Below are 19,771 nucleotides of genomic sequence, written 5' to 3'. Positions count from 1 at the left end.
TATGCAGTGGTTCGTATTCTTATTTACCATGAGACCAATCGGTAACTTGAATACACTTGCGCGACGCGATTGAATATTGCGCCTACGACAATTCGATACAAAAAAACCTTCTCTCTGAAAACTTTCCCATTGTGGAACTAACGTCCTACACCTTTAATTCCTGACGACTCGGACATATTTGCCAAACGCGACCAACGGTATCTTAAGTGGTATTATGCCGGCCATTAATTGAAGTCAATTATTGGCAAACAGTGACCCAGACAGAGACTCGTCGGCAACTCGACCGGTCTGCCCGCAGCGAACATCCATTGGCTCCATCCGTTATGTACGCCAGCCTCAAGTCAATTATCTCGTGGCCACCCTCCGGAGAAAACGCACGCCGGTTCACGCTGTTGCTGTGTGCCTGCTCGACACTTGGAAACCTGGCGGTCTTTTGCCTGTCCACCCGCCTGCCCCTCATTCTGCTCTTGCTCAATATGGCGACCCTGGCTGCACTCCTGGTGCAGTATGGTCTTTCGCGAAAGTCGATAAAATTCGAGCCCCAGGAGTTGGCTGACCGACTGTTGAAGGTTCAGGAAAATGAACGTCACCGACTCAGTCGCGAACTGCATGACGATATCGGCCAATTGCTCACAGCCGCCAAACTTCAAGGGCAATGGCTCAAGCGCCGAATGCCAGAAGAACTGCAGGAGCAATGCGCCGTGCTTTGCGACACGCTGGAAGAAACCCTGACCAAAGTCCGGGATGTATCGGCCATTCTCAACCCCAGGCAGTTGACGAGCCTGGGACTGGAAGCCAGCCTGCGTGCGCACCTGCTCAAGACCCTGGCCAATACACCGGTGAACTGGAGCCTGGAATGCCACTCGCGCCTGACTGGCATCCCCGAAGAAATGGCCCTGGCTGCCTTCAGGATCACCCAGGAAGCCGTCACCAACATCCTGCGCCATGCCGATGCGAACAACCTGCTGGTTCGCCTGCAACGCCAGCCCGAGGGCCTGACGTTATCGATCAGCGATGATGGCCAGGGATTCGCCCCGGCATCAGACCCGGGCCGCGAGGGCCAACGCGGAATGGCCGGGATGTCGGAACGGATCGACCAGTTGGGAGGCACGCTGCGTGTGACCAGCGAGCCCGGCAAAGGCACTCAAATCGAAGCTCTCTTCCCCTGGGCGCCGCGTGCGCTGGAACGGGCCAGTACCCATAAGGTTATGCATTGACTTGTAATTTACTACTGGTGGATGACCACTCGCTGATCAGGGCGGGCGTGCGCGCCCTGGTGCTGGATATCCCCGGCTATGCGGTAATCGGTGAAGCCAACGACGGCTCGCAGTTGCTGGAGATGTTCGAGCAGTTAACGCCGGACATTGTCCTGCTGGACATTTCCATGAAGCAGACCGGCGGCCTGGAAGCCTTGCAGCGGCTCAAGCGGCTGCATCCGCACAGCAAGGTGTTGATCCTGTCGATGCACACCGACCCGGCATTGATCATGCAGGCACTGGAATCCGGCGCCCATGGTTATCTGCTCAAGGACACCACGGCCACCGAGCTCGAGCATGCCCTGATGGCCTTGAGCAATAACGAACGCTACCTCAGCCCGGCCATCGCCCACACCGTCATCAACCAGGCGCTGACCCGAAACCAGAAACTGCAGCCCGACCCCGCCGACTCGCACAACCTGACGGCGCGCCAGCTGGAAATCCTGCGGCTGATCGTTCGCGGCAAATCCACCCGGGAAATCGCCAACGGCCTGGGCCTGAGCATCAAGACTGTTGAAACCCATCGCTCGCAAATCATGAAACGCCTGCAGATCTACGACGTGGCCGGGCTGGTGCTGTTCGCCGTGCGCGAGCAGATCATCAGCCTGGATGACTGATTGCCGTCGGATGACTCAGTAACGGCGAGTCAGGCGGCAAATGCACCCGCAGTGCCGCCGGGCGCGCCGAGAAACGCAGACTGTCGCCTTCCAGAGGCTCGCCATCAAGGTTGATGCAGAGGCCTTCCGCAACCTTGATTTCAACCCACGGCAGGCGAGCCCGAACGAACAGGCTGTCCATCCCGAAGCCATCGGAGAGCAGGCTTTTCAACGTACCGACTACTTCCTGCGGGGCCGGCAGAATGCTGATATCCAGCAGACCATCGTCAGCCAAAGCCTGCGGGCATAACTCATGCCCACCCCCCGCCTGGCGACCATTGCCAATGCCCAGCGCCAGCAACTCGCCGCTCCACTGGAAATCCGGGCCATTGAGTTCACCATAAGCCGCATGCAACTCACTGAAGCGTGACAGTCCGGTGAACAGGTAAGCCGCGCCACCGAGCACTTTTTTCAAATCCTCGGAGGTGTTAGCGGTGACCTGACTGCCAAAGCCACCCGTGGCCATATTCAGGAACACCTGCCCACCCACCTCGCCGAGATCGATGGCACGCGGCTCGGTATCCAGAAGGTCCAGGGCCTGGGCTGGCTCAAGGGGCACCCCGGCGGCGCGGGCAAAGTCGTTGGCGGTTCCCAGCGGCATCAGCACCAGACTGGCCTGCGTCGAATGCGCGGCCATGGCCTCGGCAATGTCGCGCAATGTCCCGTCCCCCCCGCCGGCAATGATTCGCTCGTATCCCGCCGCCAGCGCTTCGTCCACCCATCGTTGGGCGTCGCCGGCCTCCCAGGTGAGGCGCACAGCCAGCTCCCAACCTTGTGCACGCCGATCCTGAACAGCCGCCCGGACCTCTTCGTTGAGCGCCTGTTTACCGTGCAGAATCAACAGTGCCTTGCGTTCGCCCATCGTGGTCACTCCCGTGTGTGAAATACGTATGGAAATGTGACCCCTGCGCACCGCATAAAAGTCGCAAAAATATGAATTATTTCAAGCTGAACGCTGGCGAGGTCCTACAAAGCGGGATTTTTTCTTACAAAACGTGAGGAATCGGCTCAATTGACCCGCGAGGGTGATTGGTACAACTTGGCGATCAGGTTGACCCGTCATCACCCGCACTACAGGGACGTACCATGCAAAGCCTTGACACCCATGCACCGGTCGCTCCGGTGTCACCGCTCGCAGAAAGGCGGGCCATTGATCAAACCGAACGGAAAACCACAGCACAATCCACTGGAGAAGTTGATATGGAACCTCGTGTCGTCGAGCTGGAAACGCACCTTAAATACATCCGCAGAGACATGGAGGAAGTCCGGTGCGACGTCAGGTCCATCAAGCACAGGCTCGCCTATTCCGCCGGCGGAACAGCCGTGGTGCTCGGCCTGCTCGGATGGATCGCCAACAGCCGCTTCGATCAACTGGTGGCCCTGGTGGTTCATTAAGCGGCAATCACACAGGCTAAACCCGGCTCAATGAACCGGGTTTGCGCACGACAGGCCTCAGCCCAGCACTTCACTCAGCGGAATGAAGCCAACGCTGTCACCTTCGACCAAGGTGCGTCCTTCCAGCACCTCCACCAGGCCATCAGCCCACGCAGCGCTGCGCAAGACGCCCGAACTCTGGTTTCTGTAGATGATTGCCCGGCCGTTCTCGAGGCGTCCGCGCAAATACTCACGTCGCTGACCGGCCTTGGGCCAGGCAAATCCGGCGGGCACCTGGAACTTCAGGGGTTCAAGCTCCGTGACGCCCTGGCGGCGCAGGAGGTAGGGCTTCGCCAACAACGCAAAGGTCACCAGAGTGGACGCCGGATTTCCGGGCAAACCGATCACAGGAACACCACGGAAATGCCCGAACGTCAGCGGCTTGCCCGGCTTGATCGCGAGTTTCCACAAGGTCAGCTCGCCCTCTTCCCGCAGGACGATACCCAGGAAATCCGCCTCCCCCACCGAAACGCCGCCGGTCGACATAATCAGGTCGACATCCTTCAGCTCACCCAGGCGGGCACGCGTCGTCTCAAGGTTGTCGGGAAGAATGCCGGCGTCGATCACTTCACAACCCAGACGTTGCAACCAGCTGCACAGCAGCACTCGATTGCTGTTGTAGATCTGGCCCGGCCCCAACGCCTGCCCCGGTTCGACCAGTTCATCGCCCGTGGACAGTACAGCGACACGAACCTTGCGGACCACGTCCAGCTCCGCACAGCCCAGGGACGCCGCCAAACCCTGCTCGATCGAGCCCAGTCGCGTGCCCGCAGCCAGGATCAGCTCACCGGCGGTGGCTTCCTGGCCCTGTGGACGAATATTTTGCCCAGACGCCAACGCCTCGGTGAATCGGACACGGTCATCGGCCAGCACCTCGGCGTTTTCCTGCATCTCGACGCAGTCGGCGCCTGCCGGGACCGGTGCGCCAGTGAAGATTCGTGCACACGTCCCTGGCGTCAAAGGCTGCGCAGCGTTACCCGCGAAAACCTTCTGGCTGACCGGCAACGGCTCTCCCGTCCAATCGGCCGCGCGCAAGGCGTAACCGTCCATTGCACTGTTGGGCCACGGTGGCAGATCCAGCGTCGAGACCAGGTCATCGGCCAGTACGCGGCCCTGCACCTGTGCCAGCGGCAGGCGTTCACGCTCGACGATCGGGGAGAGCGCAGCCATTTCCAGCAAGCGCGCCTGCGCCACTTCGAGCGCCATCAAGCTGCCGGTCTTCCCTGGCTTACCCGCGGGATTCACAAGGCGCCGCCTGTTTCAGATGAGGCACGAAATTGCACGGGCGGTGTCGAGAATCCAGTTGCTCGGCAAGAATGCCGTCCCAACCGGTGCGCACGGCATTGGTCGAGCCCGGCAGGCAGCACACCAGCGTGCCGTTGGCGAGGCCGGCCAGGGCCCGGGATTGAACCGTGGAGGTACCGATATCCGCTACCGATATCTGGCGGAACAGCTCGCCAAAGCCGTCAACCTGCTTGTCCAGCAGGCAGCTGACGGCTTCAGGCGTACTGTCGCGTCCGGTGAAGCCGGTGCCGCCGGTGATCAGCACCACCTGTACGACATCGTCGGCAATCCAGTTGGCAACTTGCGCACGAATTTTGTAGAGATCATCTTTGAGCAGAACCCGGGCGGCCAGATTATGACCGGCAGCGCTCAAGCGATCGACGAAGACCTGGCCCGAGGTATCGGTTTCCAGGGTACGAGTGTCGCTGACCGTCAACACCGCGATATTGAGCGGTGCAAAAGGTACATCAGCCTTGGCTTTCATAGGCTCATCCAGTTGTAGGAGAAACAGCCCGGTGTTATATCACAGCGCCCTCTTTTTTTGCCGCTCCCATGGAGACCTGCCATGAGCTCGAACACACCGCTGCCACCCTGCTCCATTCTGCTCCTGGCCGGTGGACGCGGCCAACGCATGGGCGGTCGCGACAAGGGCTTGATCGAGTGGCAAGGCGAACCCCTGATCGCACATCTTCAACGCAAGACCCGCCCGCTGACCGACGACCTGATCATCTCCTGCAACAGGAATCTGGATAAATACGCGCCCTACGCCGACCGGTTGGTCCATGATGACGAAGGTGAGTTTCCCGGCCCCCTGGCCGGTATTCGTGCGGGCTTGCAGGTCGCTCACCATCGCTTCCTGATGGTCTTGCCCTGCGACGTGCCACGCATCGACACCGCGCTGTTGCACAGCATGCTTGAAACCGCCAGCCAGCATCCGGACCACCCTTTGATGCTGCGACACGGTGACCACTGGGAACCCTTGCTCAGCGTGATTCCCGTCGCACTGCGCGATACGTTCGAAAGTGCCTGGCATGACGGCGAGCGCAGCCCGGGTCGCATCATGCGCAAACTGGGTGCCACCGCGCTGCAATGCCCCGACAACGATCCGCGCCTGGCCAACCTCAATACGCCGCAATTGCTCAATGTCCCCATCAACGCGTCAGAGTGACACTAGCCAAGGAACTTGCGCGCGTTGTATACGTCTCACCCACAGTGACCAAAAGAATTCCCATCGGAGATACACTCATGACTCAACGGACCCTCGCCACTTGCATGCTCGCACTGGGCCTCGCGACCCTGGCCGGTTGCGCATCGCCTACTGTGATCACCCTGAATGACGGTCGCGAAATCCAGGCCGTCGACACCCCGAAGTATGACGACGAAGCCGGTTTCTACGAGTTCGAACAACTGGACGGCAAGCAAACCCGCGTCAACAAGGATCAGGTTCGTACCGTTAAAGAGCTGTAAGAGCCAGATGCGAAAAAGCCCGCTTCATGCGGGCTTTTTTACGCCTGAAAAACGCAGTCACCATGACAAGGTCAGCGTGCTTGCAAAATCTCGTTGCTCACCGGTGACCGGATCGATGAACCGCAAGCCCTGGGCGAGCAGCTTCAGGGGGTTGGCATAATCGTCCGGGGCGTCCTTGACCACGTGCGGGTAGAACGGGTCATTGCAGATACTGGCTCCCAGCGCCGTCATGTGCACACGCAATTGATGCTTCTTGCCCGTCACCGGGTAAAGGCCGTAACGCCAGAGATCACCATTCTTCTCCCGGACTTCGACAGCCGTCTCGCTGTTACAGGCACCGGGGCCTTCCTGCATGCGGAAAAACGGTTCGCCATCGATCAACCGGCTTTTGTGAGTCAGGGGAAAGGTCAACTCCGGTAACGCTCGGGCAATGGCCTCGTAGCGTTTTTCGATCTGTCGCGTGGGAAACAACGATTGATAGGCGGAACGGCTCAGAGGGTTGGCGGAAAACAACACCAACCCCGCCGTATGCCGGTCAATGCGATGCAAAGGCACGAGGTGCGGGTTATCCAGGCGCCGGATCAACCGCCGCAGCAGGGTCTGCTCCACGTACTCGCCCGCCGGGGTCACCGGCAGGAAATGCGGTTTGTCGGCGACCACCAGATGCTCGTCGGCATACAGAATCGACTCGATCACCGGGATGGGCTTCTCGTCCGGGACCTCGCGAAAATAATGAATCCGCAAACCTTCCCTGTAGGCCAGATCCAGGGGAATGGGCACGCCATTGCCGTCAAGGACGCGCCCCCGGGCAATCCTGTCCAGCCATTGCTCGCGGCCAATGGCGCTGAAGTGTTCACACAGGCAATCGAGTACGGTCTGCCACGACCCCGGAGGCAGGTAAAGTGTACTGGCCTGGTTGTGCGCAGCGGAAAATGATGAAGTGGACATACAGACGCTCGGACCCTCGATGCAGGCCCGCATTATCCAGCAGCGCCCTCATCGAGCCTAGAAAAGAATCCTCAGGCTCGGATCGACTATGCGCTGGCGGCCGCTTCGGTGTACTCCTTGAGCCAACGCAGCACATCCACCGCTTCCCAGCGCATCGGATCATAGAGTGCATACAACAACCCCTGATAGCCCACGACGTCCAGCTGGCGGTGATAACCCGCGCGCTGGAACAGCGCTTCGATCTCGGCAAAACAGGTGTTGAAATGCAATTTGTTGAACGGTGTCTTGCCTTCCGTGACCAGGCCGTCCAGGCGCAACTCACTGACAGCCTCCCGCACGACGTCCGCCGACATCAGGTTAACGCTGCTCTTCAATTGTTCGACATTGACCAAGGTGCATCCTCTGACTGGCGCGATTGCCTGTGCGGAACCGAAAGATAACGACAGGACAGGCAACCCAGTTAACTGTATGAACATACAGTAACCGAATAAACCCAGCTTCGCCAATGCTGGAGCACATTCAAAAGCAATGGTCGGTCAGCGCAGAAACGCGACCACCTGCTCGGCGTCGAACGGCCAGTCGAGTTCAGCCCCCGTATCCAGGCGCCGCAGGACCGGAATACGCAAACCGTAGTCTTCGACCCAGTCTTCGTTTTCCGCAATATCGACCAGTTCCACCAGCAAACCGTGCTCGACCAGCGGCATCAGTTCTTCTTCGGCAAGCTCGCAAAGGTGACACCCCAGGGTGCCGAACAGCTGACATTCAGGAGGCATGAGTGAAGGATCCGGCAAAATAGGCACTTATTCTAGGCCGGGGATCAGAAGCAGTCGAGTCACTGCCCAGGCCCGCTGGCACAGGCGAAACTCGGAAAGATTCGGGCAACGGCTGACACACATCATCCGCCCCTGGTAACAATTGCGTAATCCTCGCCGCTTTTTGCCTCTACGCTGGAGTGGCCAGCGTTCGTTTCCGGAGTGTCCCGTGTTTGCCAATCTGCTGATCATTCTCGCCTCCTCACTGGTGGTGATTGCCTTGTTCCAGCGTCTGCGCCTGCCGCCGGTACTGGGCTATCTGTGTGTCGGGCTGATGATCGGGCCGACGGCGTTCAACTGGGTCAACGAGAGTGAAGAATTGCCCGATCTCGCCGAACTCGGGGTGGTGTTCCTGCTGTTTTCCCTGGGGTTGGAATTTTCCCTGTCGAAAATGCTCGCGTTGCGCAAGGTGGTGTTCAGGCTGGGCAGCCAGCAAGTGCTGCTCACCGTGCTACTGCTGGGCGGGCTGCTGATGCTGTTGGGCCTGTCGGCAACGCCTGCGCTGCTGCTGGGTGCCGGCCTATCGTTATCGTCCACCGCCATTGTCAGCAAGGAGCTGGGCAGTCTCGGCGAGATTTTCAGCAGCCACGGGCAGAATGCCATTGCCGTGCTGCTGTTCCAGGACGTGGTGGCCGTGTTGTTGCTGACCCTGGTACCGGTGTTCGCCGGCAGCAGCGATCAGGCCTGGTACTGGGCATTGCCGGTGACACTGGGCAAGACCGTGGTGCTGTTCTTCGGCCTGCTGCTGGCCAGTCGCTGGTTATTGCCGCGCCTGTTCCATGAAGTGGCGGCTGCCCGCTCCCCGGAGCTGTTTGTGTTGCTGGCCTTGGTGATTGTGTTGCTGACGGCCTGGTTGACTCATCTGCTCGGACTCTCGCCGGCGCTGGGCGCGTTTCTCGCTGGCATGTTGCTGGGGGAAAGCCACTATCGCCATCAGATCGAAGCCGACATCCGCCCGTTCCGCGACATCCTGCTCGGCGTGTTCTTCGTCAGTATCGGCATGCTCATCGACTTGCAGCTGTTCGCCAGCCACGGTCTGCTGATCCTTGGCCTGACCCTGGGATTGCTGGTGATCAAGGGCTGCGTGGTCGCGCTGCTGGTCAGATGGCGTGGCAGTGACGCCGAGACTGCCTGGCGCAGCGGCCTGGCCCTGGCCCAGGGCGGCGAGTTCTGCTTTGCGCTGATGGCCCTGATGCAACAGAACGAACTGATGCCGGCCGAGATCGGTGGGTTGCTGCTGGCCGCGACCTTCTGTTCGATGCTACTGACGCCCCTGTTGCTACGGGCCGCACCGCGCATCGCCTTGCGCCTGCATCGCAAGCCCAATGAGGAAGCCAAGCTCGAGGAAATCAGCGCGCTCAATGCCGGGTTGCACAGCCATGTGGTGATTTGTGGCTACGGTCGGGTCGGTCAGTCCATTGGCCGCTTTCTGCGGCACGCCCAGCAACCCTACATCGCACTGGACAACGACCCGGTGCGTGTCCAGGAAGCTGGCGTGAGCGAAACCTGCGTGCATTATGGAGACTCCCGTCGTGGTGAGCTGCTGGTCGCCGTCGGGCTGGAGCGTGCGCGGCTGCTGGTGATCGCCGTCGACCAGGCCGACATAGCCCTGCTGATACTCAAGGAGGCCCGCCGGTTCAATCCGGCGGTGCCGATCCTGGTGCGCACCCGGGACGACAGCCAGTTGACCGAGTTGAAAGCGGCGGGCGCCAGCGAGGTGGTGCCCGAACTGCTCGAGTCCAGCCTGATGCTCGCTTCTCACGCGCTGATCATGCTGGGCCTGCCCGGCCAGCAGGTCCAGGATCGGGTCGATCAGGTGCGGCGCGATCGTTATCGCCTGTTGCACGACTTTTACCCCGGCGCCGAGGACGTGGAGAATTGATTCAATCCTGGCTGACGGCGCCGATCTTGTGCACCGACAGGTCGGCACCGTAATACTCTTCTTCCTGGCTCAGGCGCAGGCCGTGCAGCGCCTTGATCACCCCGTACACCGCGAAGCCACCGGCCAGCGCAACCACCACGCCCAGCGTCGTGCCGATCAACTGACTGATCAGGCTTACACCGCCCAGGCCTCCCAATGCGCTCTGGCCGAAGATGCCACAGGCGATCCCGCCCCAGACACCGCACAGGCCATGCAACGGCCAGACACCCAGCACATCGTCGATGTGCCATCTGCCTTGGGCAGCGGTAAAGCACCAGACGAACAGGGCTCCGGCAATGGCGCCCGTCACCAGCGCACCCACCGGGTGCATCAGATCGGAACCGGCACAAATCGCCACCAGCCCGGCCAGCGGGCCGTTATGCAGAAAGCCCGGGTCATTGCGCCCGACGATCAACGCCGCCACGGTGCCACCGACCATCGCCATCAGCGAGTTGACCGCCACCAGGCCACTGACCCCCTGCAAGGTTTGCGCGCTCATCACGTTGAAGCCGAACCAGCCAACGATCAGGATCCACGAGCCCAGTGCCAGGAACGGGATGCTCGACGGCGCGAATGCCACCAGTCTTCCCTCGCGATAACGTCCCTGCCTGGGGCCGAGCAGCAACACCGCTGCCAGTGCCAGCCAGCCGCCCATGGCGTGGACCACCACAGAGCCGGCGAAATCATGGAAGCCAGCGCCGAAACGCTCCAACAACCAGGCTTGCAAGCCATAGTTACCTTTCCAGATCATGCCCTCGAAGAAGGGATAGATGAACGCCACGATCAACGCTGTGGCGCACAACTGCGGCACGAACCTGGCGCGCTCGGCGATGCCGCCGGAAATGATGGCGGGTATCGCGGCCGCAAACGTCAGCAGGAAGAAAAATTTCACCAGGCCGTAACCATGATCGGCATTGATCACGGCTGCCGGTTGCAGGAATGTCACGCCGTAGGAAATCCAGTAGCCTATAAAGAAGTAGGCCAGGGTCGAAATCGCGAAGTCGCTGAGAATCTTCGACAGGGCATTGACCTGGTTCTTCTGGCGAACCGTACCGACTTCGAGAAAGGCAAAACCGGCGTGCATGGCCAGGACCATGACCGCACCGATCAGGATGAACAGGGTATTGGAGCTGTGGACCAGACTCTCCACAGCGCTTTGCAGATTTTCCATGGATGGGCAGACCTGAAGGCTAGAAAAAGCACCAAAGCAGTTCGCGCAGGACGCTCATGCACCAAGTTGAACCCACCTGGAGTCGGCAGGCCGATCCAGATGAACCGCTTTGGCGCAAGAAAGGGAAACCTTCGCGCGGGTTTTCGTTATTGAGATAAGGTTTTGCTCGATTCACGCCCAGCAACAGCGCAGGCATGCGGGCTGACGCACCACGACAAAGCAAAAGACGTACCACTGATTTGTACTGAACCTTCGCGCAAGGCTCATACTCGAACGCAACAGAAGCCACTTACGGAGATTCACCATGGCCAGCCTCAAGGCAAAGACTGCTCAAGAAATCCTGATGAACGACTTTCAGACGCTCGTCAGCGACACCGAACGTTTGCTGGAACACACGGCCACCCTGGCGGGCGATCAGGCTGACGAGTTGCGCGAGCAAATCCACGACAGTCTGCTGCGCGCACGCGAAACCTTGAAACTGACCGAAGACTCCTTGCGCGAACGCGGCCAGGCCGCTGTCACCGCTACCGAAGACTACGTCCAGGCCAACCCATGGCAATCGGTCGGCATCGCCGCCGGCGTGGGTTTCCTGATCGGTCTGCTGGCAACGCGGCGCTGATTATGGCGATCGGTGAATCCGGCTCGTCCGCAACGGGCCCAGGCTCCTCATCGCGGCGCCTGGGCGCCGCATTCCTTGGATTGCTGCACAGCCATGTCGAACTGTTCGGCATCGAATTGCAGGAACAGAAAGCTCGCACCGTCAGCCTGTTGCTGTTCGCCGGCCTGGCGCTGGTGTTTGCCTTGCTGTTGCTGGTGGGCCTGTCGACGCTGGTCCTGATCCTGTTCTGGGACACCTATCGCCTGCCCGCCATCATCGGGCTCTGTGTGTTCTACACCCTGGCCTGCATCTTTTGCGGACTACGCCTGAGAGCCGCAATCTTCGATGAGTCCTCGCCCTTCCACGGCACGCTGGAAGAACTGGCCAATGATCGGGAGCGACTGTTGCCATGAACCTGCCTGAACTGCCTCGCAACAGCTCACGCACGGAGATGCGCAAGGCGCTGATCCGCCTGCGCATGGAAATGCATCGACAGGAAATACGCCAGGAGTCCTCGCAACTGCTGCAACCCCTGCAGCGGGTACGCGGGATGACGCAAAACCTGCACAGCGGTCTGGGCATCAAGCATGCCCCGCTCTGGGGCATGGCGGCCGTCACCCTGCTGGGGTTCCTGACCGGCAAGGGTGCCAAAAGCGGTGGCGCCAGCGGCCTGACGCGACTGGTACGCCTGGCCACCACCCTGGGGCCATTGATCAAACTGGTCGTGACCGCCCCTCCCAAACACTGAAGCCACTATCTGGCTGCATTCTTGCAACGTCTGCGCGATGAACCTCTTCAACGAGAGGTTCAAGCCTGCGTGCCCGATGGCTGACAGGTGGTATCCAAAAACAAGATCGACTAAGGAGGCTTCGTGATCGACGGGCAACCGCTCGCCTGCTTTCAACCATTCATCGATACCGCTACCGGCCGTATCGCAGGCGTCGAAGCCCTGGGGAGGCTGCGCCAGACTGATGGTCGACTGGCGTCTGTAGGAGCATTGTTTGCCGACCCGCGAACACCGGCCATCGCCCTTCGCCGGCTCGATCGCCAGATCCGCGATAACGCCTTGAGTCGCCTGCACGAAGCACCCAATGACTGGTTTCTCAGCCTGAACATGTCGCCGCGCTGGATCAATCGCTTGCGTGCGGGTCAGGCGCTGCCGAGTCTCAAGCAATTGAGCCGGCATGACGTCGATCCCCGTCGGATCGTTTTCGAGATTACCGAACTGGGTGGCGACATCCAGCGCCTGGCCGACGTGGTGACGCGATATCGCCAGGCAGGTGCACGCATCGCCATCGATGATTTCGGTGCCGGCTACTCGCAGCTCGATCGCGTGCTGGCGCTGCAACCGGACATTCTCAAGCTGGATATGCGACTGTTCCAGGCTGCCGCTCTGGGTGGCCCGAGCAGCGACGTGGTCAAGGCGCTTGCGCAGATGGCGGAGAAGACCGGCTGCTGGATCATTGCCGAAGGAGTGGAAACCGAAGCGCAACTGAATTTCGCCCTGGAATGCGGCTCGCGCTACGTGCAGGGCTACCTGTTCGCCGGGGCGCAAACGGACTTCTTCGCCACGGACGCCTTCGTCGAGCGCTTCGCCCAGTTGCGTCAGCGCTATGTCCAGCAAAAGCTGGCGGAACGCGGCCGGTTGATGCTCATGCGCCAGCAACTCTGCGAACTGATGGCCATCCTGCAGACCTGGGCCCAGGCCCGTGCTCCGCTCAGCGCCCTGCCACAACTGGATGCCTTTCCCTGGTTGTTGCGGTTTTATCAATGCGACCGCCATGGCACGCAATTGACGCCGAACATGGAGTGGCGCAACCAACGCTGGGAAGCGGACGATCGCTACCTGGGGCACAACTGGTCATGGCGCCCGTACTTCTATCAACTGCTGGCCGAAGGCTGGGAGGAGCGCCGGCTGACGCTTTCCAGCACTTACCGCGACGCCACCAGCAATCAGTACTGCCTCACGGCCGGACAGTTCTTCAACAACGGCGAGCGCTTGCTGCTCATCGATATCGATGCGGCCGGCCTCTAGTTCCGCTTGCAGGCACTGGCGCGAAACGGGAAGCTAGGCGCTCAGTCACCTGACGGAGAGAACCAGCCTTGGATTGGCAAACCCTGCTTACCCGCGAACGCCTCGGGAAACCTCTGCACAGCTCGGAAGAACTCGGGCGCAGTCCTTTCCACAAAGACCACGACCGCATCATTTTCTCGGGTGCCTTTCGCCGCCTCGGGCGCAAGACCCAGGTCCACCCGGTCACCAGCAACGATCACATCCACACGCGCCTGACCCACTCGCTGGAAGTCAGTTGCGTCGGCCGCTCGCTGGGCATGCAGGTCGGTGAAACCATCCGCGGCGCCCTGCCCGACTGGTGCGAACCGAGCGATCTGGGCATGGTCGTGCAATCGGCTTGCCTGGCTCACGACATCGGCAACCCGCCCTTCGGTCATTCCGGTGAAGATGCGATCCGCCACTGGTTTCAACAAGCCGCAGGTCGGGGCTGGCTGGACGCGATGAGCGAAGTGGAACGCCATGACTTCCTCAACTTCGAGGGCAATGCCCAGGGTTTCCGAGTGCTCACCCAGCTGGAATATCACCAGTTCGATGGCGGCACCCGGCTGACCTACGCCACGCTCGGCGCCTACCTGAAATACCCCTGGACGGCCAAGCATGCGGACTCTCTGGGCTACAAGAAACACAAGTTCGGCTGTTATCAGAGCGAGCTGCCGCTGCTGGAACAGATCGCCCATAAGCTCGGGCTGCCGCAACTTGAGGACCAACGCTGGGCACGCCATCCGCTGGTGTACCTGATGGAGGCCGCGGATGACATCTGCTACGCGCTGATCGACCTCGAAGATGGCCTGGAAATGGAATTGCTGGAGTACGCCGAAGTCGAGTCCCTGCTGCTCGACCTGGTCGGCGACGATCTACCGGAAACCTATCGCCAGCTCGGTCCGCTGGATTCGCGTCGACGCAAACTGGCAATCCTGCGGGGCAAGGCCATCGAACACCTGACCAATGCCGCGGCCCGTGCCTTTGTCGAGCAGCAGGACGCCTTGCTGGCCGGCCGACTGCCCGGCGACCTGGTGGAGCACATGCACGGTCCCGCCAAACGCTGTGTCTTGAATGCAAAAGACATGGCGCGCAAAAAAATCTTCCAGGACAAGCGCAAGACCTTGCACGAAATCGGTGCCTACACCACGCTGGAAATCCTCCTCAACGCCTTCTGCGGCGCAGCGCTGGAGCAGCACAATGGTCGTACGCCCTCTTTCAAGAGCCGCCGCATTCTCGACCTGCTGGGCAACAGCGCGCCCAACCCCGATGGACCGCTGCACACTTCGTTCCTGCGTATGATCGACTTCATCGCCGGGATGACTGACAGCTATGCCAGCGAAATGGCACTGGAGATGACCGGCCGTTCAAGCCACTGATGCAAAACGGTCGATGGGTCATCAAGTTACAGAAAATGGCCATCGACCCCTTCCTGTCCAAGTGCACTCAGCGATCTGCGAATCGCCCTACACCTCGTGCCGAGCAAACTGATCGAATGCCAGTCATTCTTGCGAAACAATGAGGCGCCCCGCTGTGTGAGAGATGAAGCGTGAGTAATCCCGGGTCAAAAGACGATTTACGCATCCTGCTGGTGGAAGATCATCCCTTCCAACTCATGGCGACTCAGTACCTGCTTGAAAGTTACGGCTTCACCCAATTGACAACTTGCGACAGTGCCCAGGGGGCTCTGCAACAAATGCTGACGGCGGGGCAACCGTTTGACATTCTGTTGTGCGATCAATGTCTTCCCGATCTTCCCGGACTTGACCTGGTCGAACTCGCCAGTCATCAAGGGATGATCAGGCAGGCGATACTGTTAAGCAGCCTCACGTGTACAGAACTTGACGGCCTTGAGAAAACTGCGAACGCCCATGGATTACCGTTGCTGGGTTATTTGATCAAACCATTGAAACAATCAGAATTCAGAAAACTGTTGAACTCGATTAAAATATAAAACCGACCTCCGCCAAACCCCACCCAAAGTTATATATACACTTACAAACTTCCCCTTCTCAAACCGATTGATCGTCACTTAACGCCCTTCCTCATTCAAAACCTATTTGTTCCGTAGTACTATTCTTTTTCTATTGTAGGAAGTTTCCTATATTACAGCTTCCAGCCCGTCAGTTCATGCGTCCCGTCAATTATCTGAGCTAAGGTGCGCGCTTTATCTGAGCTCGCATGGGATTTGATTATGAACTCCGTTTTTATTGTCGACGATCACCCTGTCATCCGACTTGCCGTCAGAATGTTATTGGAACACGAAGGTTATAAAGTGGTGGGCGAATCCGATAACGGGGTCGATGCCATGCAAATGGTCCGCGAATGCATGCCTGACCTTGTCATTCTCGATATCAGTATTCCCAAACTGGACGGCCTCGAAGTCCTTGCCCGCTTTAACGCCATGAGCACCCCGCTGAAGACACTGGTATTGACCGCACAATGCCCGACGCTGTTCGGTATCCGCTGCATGCAATCCGGTGCATCGGGTTATGTCTGTAAACAGGAAGACCTGAGTGAACTGGTCAGCGCCATTAAAGCGGTATTGTCAGGTTACAACTATTTCCCCAGCCAGGCCTTGAACCCGGTTCGCGGCGATGACATTCGATACGCCGAACTGGAACTGTTCAAGTCAGTCAACGACAGGGAACTGATGGTCTTGCAACTTTTTGCACAGGGCCGTACCAACAAGGAAATCGCCAAAGGCATGTTCCTGAGCAACAAGACCGTCAGCACCTATAAAAAACGACTCATGCAAAAACTCAAGGCCAAATCCCTGGTTGAACTCATCGAGATGGCAAAACGTAACGCGTTAGTGTGAGCCGCAGGATGACCCGTCGTATAAAGGATTATCTGACACTCATGGTCGCAGGTGTATGCCTGAGCACTGCGGTGAATGCGGCGCATATCGCAAGCGAAGACTTCACGCTGCTCAGCCGCTCGACGGTCAGGCCCCTGGACGTCCAGCTGGATTCCACACAACGACAATGGATTGCCGGCAAGCGCGAACTGGTTCTCGGCACATCGGCCCCGGACTACCCTCCTTTCGACCTGACCATCAGCGGCAAGGATTACGAAGGTTTCACTGCCGATTATGCGGGCATCCTTGGCAAGACCCTTGGCTTGCCGGTCAAGGTCCAGCGCTTTGCTTCCCGTGGCGCGGCCATCAGGGCACTTGAAAAAGGCGAAGTGGATCTGCTCGGTACGGCCAATGGATTCGAGGCGCACAATGCCGACATCGTGCTATCCGCACCGTACGCCGTGGACCAGCCGGTTCTGGTCACCCGCGAAGGCGAAACCCGCTCCCTGACCGATGGCCTTGCCGGGTTGCGCCTGAGCATGGTGTATCACTACCTGCCCCTGGAGGAAGTCAGGAGCCTGTATCCCAAGGCAATCATCACGTCCTATCCGTCATACCAGAATGCAATCAATGCGGTGGCCTTCGATCAGGCCGACGTCTTCCTCGGCGACACCATCTCGACCCACTACATGATCAACAAGGGTTACCTGAACAATATCCGCATGGCCAACTTCGGCAAGCACGAAGCCCATGGGTTCAGTTTCGCCGTGCACAAGGACAACCCTGAACTGCTCGGGATCATCAACACGATGCTCACGGCCATCCCCGCCAACGAACGACAGAACATCGCCGAGCGCTGGAGTGCCGGCAGCGACATCCTTCTCACCGACCAGAAACTGCAACTCACCCATGCCGAAGAACAGTGGCTGACGCAACACCCGGTGGTGCGCGTGGTGGTCAACGAAGCCTTTGCCCCCCTGACCTTTTTCGACAGTGACGGCAATTTTCGCGGGGTCACCGCCGACCTGCTCGAACTGATCAGGTTGCGCACCGGGCTGCGCTTCGACATCCATCGCAGCCGCAGCGATGACGAGATGATCGAGCAGATCAAACACGACAAGGCCGACATGATCGCCGCCCTGCTCCCCAGCGCCGATCGTGAAACACAGCTGAATTTCACTCGGCCCTACCTGCAGAATTCCTTCGTGCTGCTGACCCGCAAGGCCGCCGACAGCCCGGCCAACCTTCAACAGTTGGAGGGCAAACGCCTGGCCATCCCCCAGGGCCATCCGCTGCTGGATTACCTGCGCCGCGAATTCCCGCGCATCAGGCTGGTGCAAACGCCGGATTCGTTCAGTGCCGTGGAGTTGCTCGCCGAAGACAAGGCAGAAGGCGCGGTGAACTCACTGGTCATCGCCAACTATTTCATTTCGTCTCGTTATTTTGAACGTACGTTGCAGATCCGCACCACCATCGGTACCCGACAGGCCGCGTTTTCCCTGGCGACCGGACGCGATGCCAGGGAGCTCAATGCCATTCTCGACAAGGCACTGCTGAGCATCGCCCCGGAGGAACTGGGCATCATCAACAGTCGTTGGCGTGGCTATTCGGCCTCCTCGCAAAGTACCTGGCGCAACTACCAGCGACTGTTCTATCAGATCGTTATCGGCGCCGGCGCGTTGCTGCTGCTCTCCGCGGCCTGGAATGCCTACATGCGTCGCCAGATCAAGCAACGCCAGGCGGCCGAACGTGCACTGAACGATCAATTGACCGAGCGTCGCCAACTGGTCGAGCAGCTGCGCCATGCAAAGGAGCGGGCCGACGAAGCCAACCGTGCCAAGAGCACCTTTCTGGCGACCATGAGCCATGAGATCCGCACACCGATGAATGCGGTCATCGGCATGCTCGAGCTGACGCTCAAGCGTATCGATAGCAACCACGCCGACCGCCCGGCCATCGACGTGGCGTACAACTCGGCCAAGGACCTGCTGGAGCTGATCGGCGATATTCTCGACATTGCGCGCATCGAATCCGGGCGCCTGAGCCTTAGTCCGGAGCGGGTCAATCCGAGCGAAATCGTCGGGTCGGTGGTGCGAATCTTCGAGGGGCTGGCCCGTCAGAAAAATCTCGAGTTGCTGGTGGAGCTCCATCCGGCCAATCCGGCGACCGATGTTCTGCTGGATCCGATGCGTTTCAAGCAGGTCTTGTCGAACCTGGTGAGCAACGCGATCAAATTCACCGAGCAGGGCCATGTCCGTATCACCGTCGAGTTGCTGGCCACGGCGCAACCCGAGCATGTGCGGATGCTGTTGCAGGTCGAGGACAGCGGCATTGGCATCAGCGAACGCGACCAGCGCCGCTTGTTCGAACCGTTTGCCCAGGCCGACGCTACCGGGCAGTCAGGCCGAGGCGGCGCAGGACTGGGCCTGGTGATCAGCCGGAGCCTGTGCGAAATGATGGGCGGTACGCTCAAGCTGGACAGCCAGCCAGGCGTGGGTACCCAGGTACAGGTTTCGCTGCTGTTGCCCACGCTGCCCATGGAGCAGGTGTCTCCATCCTCGGCCCCGCCGATCCACACGAGCACCGCCCCCTTGAATATTCTCGTGGTCGACGATCATCCGGCCAATCGCTTGTTGATGTGCCAGCAACTGGAGTTCCTGGGCCACCGGTTCAGTGTTGCCGAGGAAGGTGAGGCGGGCCTGCAGGCATGGAAAGCCGAGCGATTCGATCTGGTGATCGTCGATTGCAACATGCCGATCATGAATGGGTACGAGCTCGCGCGCGCCATTCGTGACGATGAACAGCTGTCGCGCCGCCCACGCTGCACCCTCCTGGGGTTTACCGCCAATGCCCAGCCGGAAGAACTGCAGCGCTGCAGACAGGCCGGGATGGACGACTGCCTGTTCAAGCCATTGACGCTGGCCGCCCTGAGCCAATGGGTCGCCGGGATCGTGCCGACCGACCGCGATCCGGCCTTCAGCGTGAGCGGGTTGCACTCGTTGACCGGCGGCAACCCGGCCATGGACCTGCGTCTACTGCGCGAATTGCTCACCAGCAACGCTGCGGACCGACAAGCCCTGCTGGCCTTGTCCGGGTCCGACGAGCCGCAGCCGTTCCTCGATATCGCGCACAAGATCAAGGGGGCCGCGCGGATCGTCCAGGCCCGTCGCCTGATCGAATGTTGCGAAACGCTCGAACGCGCTTGTCGCAGCACCTTTCAAGCAGACGAAGTGGACCGGTGCTGCGAAGCACTGGTGCACGCGATGCTCGAGCTGGAGCAAGCCTTGCAGCAACAAATTGCGCAAATCGACAAAAGCAGAATGACGGAGCCTTAACTATGCTTGATCGCTGAGCAGTGTGTTCCCCCCATG

Annotated in this window: 21 protein-coding genes; 14 read left to right on the top strand and 7 right to left on the bottom strand. The window is 59.8% G+C overall.

Annotated elements, in window-relative coordinates; all coding sequences use genetic code 11:
* The first annotated feature begins 323 nt into the window (after positions 1 to 323).
* A complete protein-coding gene (locus tag ACM6IM_RS02190; RefSeq protein WP_414864079.1) occupies positions 324 to 1,217 on the top strand; it encodes a sensor histidine kinase in 894 nt (297 codons plus the stop codon).
* Positions 1,214 to 1,873 carry a response regulator gene (locus ACM6IM_RS02185; protein ID WP_414864044.1) on the top strand — a complete coding sequence of 220 codons (660 nt, stop codon included), beginning with the start codon at positions 1,214 to 1,216 and terminating at the stop codon, positions 1,871 to 1,873. Before ACM6IM_RS02190 ends, ACM6IM_RS02185 begins: the two co-directional genes overlap by 4 nt.
* Here the strand turns inward: ACM6IM_RS02185 and yegS are convergent.
* Positions 1,857 to 2,774 carry a lipid kinase YegS gene (yegS, locus tag ACM6IM_RS02180; RefSeq protein WP_414864043.1) on the bottom strand — a complete coding sequence of 306 codons (918 nt, stop codon included), beginning with the start codon at positions 2,772 to 2,774 and terminating at the stop codon, positions 1,857 to 1,859. The two genes, ACM6IM_RS02185 and yegS, sit on opposite strands and share 17 nt — an antisense overlap.
* A gap of 224 nt (positions 2,775 to 2,998) precedes the next feature.
* Between yegS and ACM6IM_RS02175 the strand changes: the two genes are divergently transcribed.
* Positions 2,999 to 3,307, top strand: coding sequence for a hypothetical protein (locus ACM6IM_RS02175; protein WP_414864042.1), 309 nt, complete (start codon positions 2,999 to 3,001; stop codon positions 3,305 to 3,307).
* A 57-nt stretch (positions 3,308 to 3,364) separates the two neighbouring features.
* On the opposite strand, the gene glp is transcribed toward ACM6IM_RS02175, so the two are convergent.
* Both glp and moaB read right to left on the bottom strand, forming a co-directional pair.
* On the bottom strand, positions 3,365 to 4,591 hold the full coding sequence (gene glp, locus ACM6IM_RS02170) for a gephyrin-like molybdotransferase Glp (RefSeq protein ID WP_414864041.1): 1,227 nt from the start codon (positions 4,589 to 4,591) through the stop codon (positions 3,365 to 3,367).
* Positions 4,575 to 5,114: a molybdenum cofactor biosynthesis protein B gene (gene moaB / locus ACM6IM_RS02165; protein ID WP_157711526.1), complete on the bottom strand. Its 540-nt coding sequence runs from the start codon at positions 5,112 to 5,114 to the stop codon at positions 4,575 to 4,577. The genes glp and moaB overlap by 17 nt, the downstream gene beginning before the upstream one ends.
* An 81-nt stretch (positions 5,115 to 5,195) precedes the next feature.
* On the opposite strand from moaB, the gene mobA reads away from it, so the two are divergent.
* Positions 5,196 to 5,798: a molybdenum cofactor guanylyltransferase MobA gene (gene mobA / locus ACM6IM_RS02160; RefSeq protein ID WP_414864040.1), complete on the top strand. Its 603-nt coding sequence runs from the start codon at positions 5,196 to 5,198 to the stop codon at positions 5,796 to 5,798.
* Between the two features lie 77 nt (positions 5,799 to 5,875).
* Positions 5,876 to 6,097, top strand: coding sequence for a YgdI/YgdR family lipoprotein (locus tag ACM6IM_RS02155; RefSeq protein ID WP_192306261.1), 222 nt, complete (start codon positions 5,876 to 5,878; stop codon positions 6,095 to 6,097).
* Positions 6,098 to 6,154: 57 nt separating this feature from the next.
* Here the strand turns inward: ACM6IM_RS02155 and ACM6IM_RS02150 are convergent, their stop codons facing one another.
* The 3 genes from ACM6IM_RS02150 to ACM6IM_RS02140 form a co-directional block, all read right to left on the bottom strand.
* The gene (locus ACM6IM_RS02150) at positions 6,155 to 7,045 is read right to left on the bottom strand and encodes a pseudouridine synthase (protein ID WP_414864039.1); all 891 of its coding nucleotides are present in this window, start codon (positions 7,043 to 7,045) and stop codon (positions 6,155 to 6,157) included.
* An 86-nt stretch (positions 7,046 to 7,131) separates the two neighbouring features.
* Positions 7,132 to 7,437 (bottom strand): transcriptional regulator, encoded by a 306-nt coding sequence (locus ACM6IM_RS02145; protein WP_414864038.1) that lies wholly within the window; start codon positions 7,435 to 7,437, stop codon positions 7,132 to 7,134.
* 144 nt (positions 7,438 to 7,581) lie between these two features.
* Positions 7,582 to 7,818 (bottom strand): glutaredoxin family protein, encoded by a 237-nt coding sequence (locus ACM6IM_RS02140; RefSeq protein ID WP_192306256.1) that lies wholly within the window; start codon positions 7,816 to 7,818, stop codon positions 7,582 to 7,584.
* 208 nt (positions 7,819 to 8,026) lie between these two features.
* On the opposite strand from ACM6IM_RS02140, the gene ACM6IM_RS02135 reads away from it, so the two are divergent.
* On the top strand, positions 8,027 to 9,739 hold the full coding sequence (locus ACM6IM_RS02135) for a cation:proton antiporter (RefSeq protein WP_414864037.1): 1,713 nt from the start codon (positions 8,027 to 8,029) through the stop codon (positions 9,737 to 9,739).
* 1 nt (position 9,740) lies between these two features.
* Here ACM6IM_RS02135 and ACM6IM_RS02130 read toward each other — a convergent pair whose 3' ends face one another.
* Positions 9,741 to 10,949 carry an ammonium transporter gene (locus ACM6IM_RS02130; RefSeq protein WP_414864036.1) on the bottom strand — a complete coding sequence of 403 codons (1,209 nt, stop codon included), beginning with the start codon at positions 10,947 to 10,949 and terminating at the stop codon, positions 9,741 to 9,743.
* 304 nt (positions 10,950 to 11,253) lie between these two features.
* On the opposite strand from ACM6IM_RS02130, the gene ACM6IM_RS02125 reads away from it, so the two are divergent.
* The 8 genes from ACM6IM_RS02125 (at position 11,254) to ACM6IM_RS02090 (ending at position 19,735) form a co-directional block, all read left to right on the top strand.
* Positions 11,254 to 11,568, top strand: coding sequence for a DUF883 family protein (locus ACM6IM_RS02125; protein WP_192306250.1), 315 nt, complete (start codon positions 11,254 to 11,256; stop codon positions 11,566 to 11,568).
* A 2-nt stretch (positions 11,569 to 11,570) separates the two neighbouring features.
* Positions 11,571 to 11,960 (top strand): phage holin family protein, encoded by a 390-nt coding sequence (locus tag ACM6IM_RS02120; RefSeq protein ID WP_192306248.1) that lies wholly within the window; start codon positions 11,571 to 11,573, stop codon positions 11,958 to 11,960.
* On the top strand, positions 11,957 to 12,295 hold the full coding sequence (locus ACM6IM_RS02115; protein WP_192306229.1) for a hypothetical protein: 339 nt from the start codon (positions 11,957 to 11,959) through the stop codon (positions 12,293 to 12,295). The genes ACM6IM_RS02120 and ACM6IM_RS02115 overlap by 4 nt, the downstream gene beginning before the upstream one ends.
* A 123-nt stretch (positions 12,296 to 12,418) precedes the next feature.
* Positions 12,419 to 13,582, top strand: coding sequence for an EAL domain-containing protein (locus ACM6IM_RS02110; RefSeq protein WP_414864035.1), 1,164 nt, complete (start codon positions 12,419 to 12,421; stop codon positions 13,580 to 13,582).
* A 68-nt stretch (positions 13,583 to 13,650) separates the two neighbouring features.
* Entirely contained in the window at positions 13,651 to 14,979 is a 1,329-nt protein-coding gene (locus ACM6IM_RS02105; protein ID WP_201192993.1) for a deoxyguanosinetriphosphate triphosphohydrolase, read from the top strand.
* Between the two features lie 236 nt (positions 14,980 to 15,215).
* Positions 15,216 to 15,554: a response regulator gene (locus ACM6IM_RS02100; protein ID WP_242525509.1), complete on the top strand. Its 339-nt coding sequence runs from the start codon at positions 15,216 to 15,218 to the stop codon at positions 15,552 to 15,554.
* 240 nt (positions 15,555 to 15,794) lie between these two features.
* On the top strand, positions 15,795 to 16,421 hold the full coding sequence (locus ACM6IM_RS02095; protein ID WP_192306221.1) for a response regulator transcription factor: 627 nt from the start codon (positions 15,795 to 15,797) through the stop codon (positions 16,419 to 16,421).
* Positions 16,422 to 16,429: 8 nt separating this feature from the next.
* Positions 16,430 to 19,735 carry a transporter substrate-binding domain-containing protein gene (locus ACM6IM_RS02090; protein ID WP_414864034.1) on the top strand — a complete coding sequence of 1,102 codons (3,306 nt, stop codon included), beginning with the start codon at positions 16,430 to 16,432 and terminating at the stop codon, positions 19,733 to 19,735.
* Positions 19,736 to 19,771: the final 36 nt, after the last annotated feature.

Origin of the sequence: Pseudomonas sp. IT-P12 (genome assembly GCF_949767465.1) — a bacterium.
Taxonomy (GTDB): Bacteria; Pseudomonadota; Gammaproteobacteria; order Pseudomonadales; family Pseudomonadaceae; genus Aquipseudomonas.
The sequence above is the reverse complement of the archived record's forward strand: the minus strand, read 5'-3'. Positions and strand labels throughout refer to the sequence as shown.

Bases quoted from the DNA above. Each gene is read 5' to 3' on its own strand.
- moaB (WP_157711526.1), bottom strand. From the start codon at position 5,114: ATGAAAGCCAAGGCTGATGTACCTTTTGCACCGCTCAATATCGCGGTG.
- ACM6IM_RS02190 (WP_414864079.1), top strand. From the start codon at position 324: ATGTACGCCAGCCTCAAGTCAATTATCTCGTGGCCACCCTCCGGAGAA.
- ACM6IM_RS02090 (WP_414864034.1), top strand. From the start codon at position 16,430: ATGACCCGTCGTATAAAGGATTATCTGACACTCATGGTCGCAGGTGTA.
- ACM6IM_RS02155 (WP_192306261.1), top strand. From the start codon at position 5,876: ATGACTCAACGGACCCTCGCCACTTGCATGCTCGCACTGGGCCTCGCG.
- ACM6IM_RS02095 (WP_192306221.1), top strand. From the start codon at position 15,795: ATGAACTCCGTTTTTATTGTCGACGATCACCCTGTCATCCGACTTGCC.
- ACM6IM_RS02120 (WP_192306248.1), top strand. From the start codon at position 11,571: ATGGCGATCGGTGAATCCGGCTCGTCCGCAACGGGCCCAGGCTCCTCA.
- ACM6IM_RS02130 (WP_414864036.1), bottom strand. From the start codon at position 10,949: ATGGAAAATCTGCAAAGCGCTGTGGAGAGTCTGGTCCACAGCTCCAAT.
- ACM6IM_RS02175 (WP_414864042.1), top strand. From the start codon at position 2,999: ATGCAAAGCCTTGACACCCATGCACCGGTCGCTCCGGTGTCACCGCTC.
- ACM6IM_RS02125 (WP_192306250.1), top strand. From the start codon at position 11,254: ATGGCCAGCCTCAAGGCAAAGACTGCTCAAGAAATCCTGATGAACGAC.
- mobA (WP_414864040.1), top strand. From the start codon at position 5,196: ATGAGCTCGAACACACCGCTGCCACCCTGCTCCATTCTGCTCCTGGCC.
- ACM6IM_RS02150 (WP_414864039.1), bottom strand. From the start codon at position 7,045: ATGTCCACTTCATCATTTTCCGCTGCGCACAACCAGGCCAGTACACTT.
- yegS (WP_414864043.1), bottom strand. From the start codon at position 2,774: ATGGGCGAACGCAAGGCACTGTTGATTCTGCACGGTAAACAGGCGCTC.
- ACM6IM_RS02100 (WP_242525509.1), top strand. From the start codon at position 15,216: ATGGCGACTCAGTACCTGCTTGAAAGTTACGGCTTCACCCAATTGACA.
- ACM6IM_RS02140 (WP_192306256.1), bottom strand. From the start codon at position 7,818: ATGCCTCCTGAATGTCAGCTGTTCGGCACCCTGGGGTGTCACCTTTGC.
- ACM6IM_RS02115 (WP_192306229.1), top strand. From the start codon at position 11,957: ATGAACCTGCCTGAACTGCCTCGCAACAGCTCACGCACGGAGATGCGC.